Below are 3172 nucleotides of genomic sequence, written 5' to 3'. Positions count from 1 at the left end.
CCCGAGCGTCTGGAGGGGGCACGCGTCGCCACCGTCCAGCCCAAGGCCTGGGACGGGGCCGGCGTCCGGGTGCTCGACCTCGCTCCGTGAGATACACCTAACCCCTGAGTAACTCTGGGTCGTCCGCCTCCCGGCGGACGACCCAGAGCGCCTGCTTCCCCTTACTCGGTACTATCCCTGGTCCTCTTCCGGAGCGAGCGGTTCCTCAACCGGTGCCTCAGTGCCGTCACTAGAGTCTTCGTCCTTCTTCGGCCAGGCGTCCTTCACCTCAAGCGCGGACGTGCTGGGACGCTGCGGCGCCACGCACGCCCGGGAGGTCGCGCCGTACCGGTCGTGGCTCGCGGTGGCCCTGGCCGACGCGAACGAGCCCGAGCAGGCCGCCGAAGAGGCCAAGAACGTCATCGCCGCATCCGGGAACCTCTCCTCTGAGCGCACGGAGGACGTGCCCGAGGTGCGTGAAGTACTCGCCGACTACGGGCGCTTGTTGCTTGTCCGATCGTGACAGTGGTACTGCCTACCGATCCGCGTAGAGCCCTCGGAGATGGCGGCTCAGGCGGTCCTGAAGGGTGTCGAGCGCCGTCCGGGCTGCTACCGCGCTTCGGTGTGGCTCCAGCCACTCCAACACACTGGCGGTAGTTCGCGGACTTCGAGTCGCGCAATGTGGGCGCGGAGGTGCAATGCGGATTCCGTTACCGCTGCCCGGAATTGCTCACTCATCCTGACCCCGGGCGGGCAGCTCGTTCGCCGCCATGCTGCCTTCAAGCGCGTGCTGCATCTCCATGATTGATTCCCGCTGCAAACCAGGTGGCTGCGCTCCATGGCCGGCGAGGGAGAGCACTGGAAAGTGCCATCTCCTACTGCTCTCCCATTCAATCTTGACGAGTGGTGGAAACAGCAGGTCAGAGCCGCTCAGAACCTCGACTTGAACTCGTTCATGAAGTTCATCTCCACCAAGAGCTTCATGCCGTTCGTCTGGTACCGCATCGCGCTCGGCGTCGTCATCATTGTGCTGGTCAGCGTGGGTGTGCTGAGTCCTCATGCGGCCGAATCCGGCGGCTGAACCAGGGCCGCACAGGTAGCGCTATCTAGCATTTCCTAGCGCCTGATTGCAGCACCACGCCATGATCATCTCCCACTCATCTCCCACTTGTCTCCCACCTGGGAGGCGGGACGCACTCCCCCTAGGCCGTTTCTTTCGGATCACCTCGCCGACCAGATGAAGATGGCGGCGAGGTGCAGTCCGGCCAGGTAAATGGTGGCCGTCTTGTCGTAGCGGGTGGCCAGGCCGCGCCATTGCTTGAGCTTGTTGATGCACCGCTCGACGGTGTTGCGCTGCTTGTAGGTCTCGCGGTCGAAGGCCGGGGGACGGCCCCCGAGCCGACCACGTCGCTTGCGGTTCGCAGCCTGGTCCGCCGGCTGCGGGATCACCGCTCGGATCTTCCGCTGTCGAAGATGGAGGCGGATCGCCCGGGACGAATACGCCTTGTCGGCCAGGACCACGTCCGGCGTGACCCTGGGGCGGCCGATCCGTCTGGGCACCCGTAACCGGGCCATGACCTGCTCGAAGGCGGGTGCGTCACCTGCTTGACCCGGCGTGATGACGAACGCCAGCGGTCGGCAACCGCCGTCCGCGACGAGGTGGATCTTCGTGGTCAGTCCGCCGCGGGACCGTCCGAGGGCATGGTCAGCCGGCTCGCCGGCCGGGGCCCCTTTTGACGGGCCCCGGCGGCGTGCTGGTGTGCGCGCACGACAGTGGAGTCGACTGCGACGACCCAGTCGAGGTCGCCTTCGGCGTCGGCCTGGGCGAGCAGGGCGGTGAAGACCTTCTCCCAAGTGCCGTCGGCGGCCCACTTCCGCAGCCGGTTGTGGGCGCCCTTCCACGACCCGAACTGCTCGGGCAGGTCCATCCACGGGGTGCCGGTGCGGTACTTGAACGCGATCGCGTCGATCACCTGCCGGTGATCACGCCACCGACCACCCCGCCGAGGGGTCCGGTCCGGCAGCAACGGCTCGATGCGGGCCCACTGGGCGTCAGTCAACGACACACCCAGACCAACGATCCGATGATCTGAAAGAAACGGCCTAGGCCGCGTGCGTCCGCAAAGCAGGGATGACACGGAAGGGCCCGCACGGCAAGTCGTGCGGGCCCTTCCGTACAGAGGGCAGAGCGGGTCAGCTGAGGTTCATGTCCGGCCAAGGCCGCGACCCTCGCCACGAGGAAACGCAGCCGCTCATCCACCGTGTCCCAGGCAGCACCCGGTGAGGTCGTCCAGCGCCGCGGCCGTGAGGATAAGCCAGCCGAGGCGCACTTCCATGTCCTCCCACGTGTGCGTCACCTCGACTGCCTCACCATGCGGACCCGTGCCCCGTACACCGCTATGGCGACTTCCCCCATGTCCCCGTTGATCGCGAGGACCTGGAGGAGCCGGATCTCCCCAGCCGCCGGTGATCCCATCCGGCACGCGGCCCTGGAGCTGGTGCTCCACCACCGCCGCGCCGTGAAGGGCCTCCGCGACCTCGCCCAGCTCCTGACTGATCTTGAGCACGCGCACCGGCTCCGCCGCACGCCGCCCATCCTCGAAAGGCCCCTCCACCAGACCGACTCACGGGCGCTCCTCGCCCGCCGTTCGGCCCATGAGATCTGCGCCGTCCCGCGCTACCGCGCACGACGCCGTGGGCCGAGCCACACCCGATGGTGGCCCGAGGGCCGGCACACCGGGATATGACTGGACGACGAGGACATCGTCTGCGCTGAGGCCGGGCCGATCCTGCACGACTCGCGGTGTACAAGGTCACACAACGCCATCAATACTGAGCGGCGGTCTTCGCACAGCTCGCGGCGAGTCAGATGTGGTGCCAAAATCGCAGCGGCGTCTCGCCATGGACATCTTCGAGTTCCGGCGGTGTCCCTGAGGAGACATTTTGCTGCCACCGGCCGGACGCGACAACGCCGCTGATCGCCGAAGCCCCGAGCAGGACACCGATGAGACCCGTCAATGCACCAGCCGGGACACGCATCGGCCTCCACCAAGACCCTTGACGGCCTCACACGAGTATGGCCAGCCCTGACGCGGAACAGCGGCGCGGGAGCGGTCAGTTCTTTCGCCACCAGTACCTCGATCACCTGGCCGTGCGTCAGGTCCGCCCGCGAATCCGGCGGCCGCAGCCCGTC

Annotated in this window: 3 protein-coding genes and 1 pseudogene; 3 read left to right on the top strand and 1 reads right to left on the bottom strand. The window is 67.1% G+C overall.

Going from position 1 to position 3172, the window contains the following annotated elements:
* Positions 1 to 220 precede the first annotated feature (220 nt).
* Together B9S61_RS37080 and B9S61_RS37075 are read left to right on the top strand one after the other, a co-directional pair.
* Positions 221 to 502, top strand: coding sequence for a hypothetical protein (locus B9S61_RS37080; protein ID WP_258040070.1), 282 nt, complete (start codon positions 221 to 223; stop codon positions 500 to 502).
* A gap of 429 nt (positions 503 to 931) precedes the next feature.
* A pseudogene (locus B9S61_RS37075) lies at positions 932 to 1060 on the top strand (undecaprenyl-diphosphatase); the annotation flags it as partial.
* Positions 1061 to 1200: 140 nt separating this feature from the next.
* Here the strand turns inward: B9S61_RS37075 and B9S61_RS37070 are convergent.
* Positions 1201 to 2060 (bottom strand): IS5 family transposase gene (locus tag B9S61_RS37070; RefSeq protein ID WP_374936275.1). Its coding sequence is split into 2 segments (ribosomal slippage): positions 1201 to 1715 and positions 1715 to 2060, totalling 861 coding nucleotides; the frame shifts between segments, so codons are not numbered across the junction.
* Between the two features lie 318 nt (positions 2061 to 2378).
* Between B9S61_RS37070 and B9S61_RS41325 the strand changes: the two genes are divergently transcribed.
* Positions 2379 to 2726, top strand: a complete 348-nt coding sequence (locus B9S61_RS41325) for a hypothetical protein (protein WP_219820004.1) — start codon at positions 2379 to 2381, stop codon at positions 2724 to 2726.
* The last annotated feature ends 446 nt before the right edge of the window (positions 2727 to 3172 follow it).

Origin of the sequence: Streptomyces sp. SM1 (assembly GCF_002910825.1) — a bacterium.
GTDB classification, from domain to species: domain Bacteria; phylum Actinomycetota; class Actinomycetes; order Streptomycetales; family Streptomycetaceae; genus Streptomyces; species Streptomyces okerensis.
This window is presented reverse-complemented; position numbering and strand designations above follow the sequence as displayed.

Bases quoted from the DNA above. Each gene is read 5' to 3' on its own strand.
- B9S61_RS41325 (WP_219820004.1), top strand. From the start codon at position 2,379: ATGGCGACTTCCCCCATGTCCCCGTTGATCGCGAGGACCTGGAGGAGC.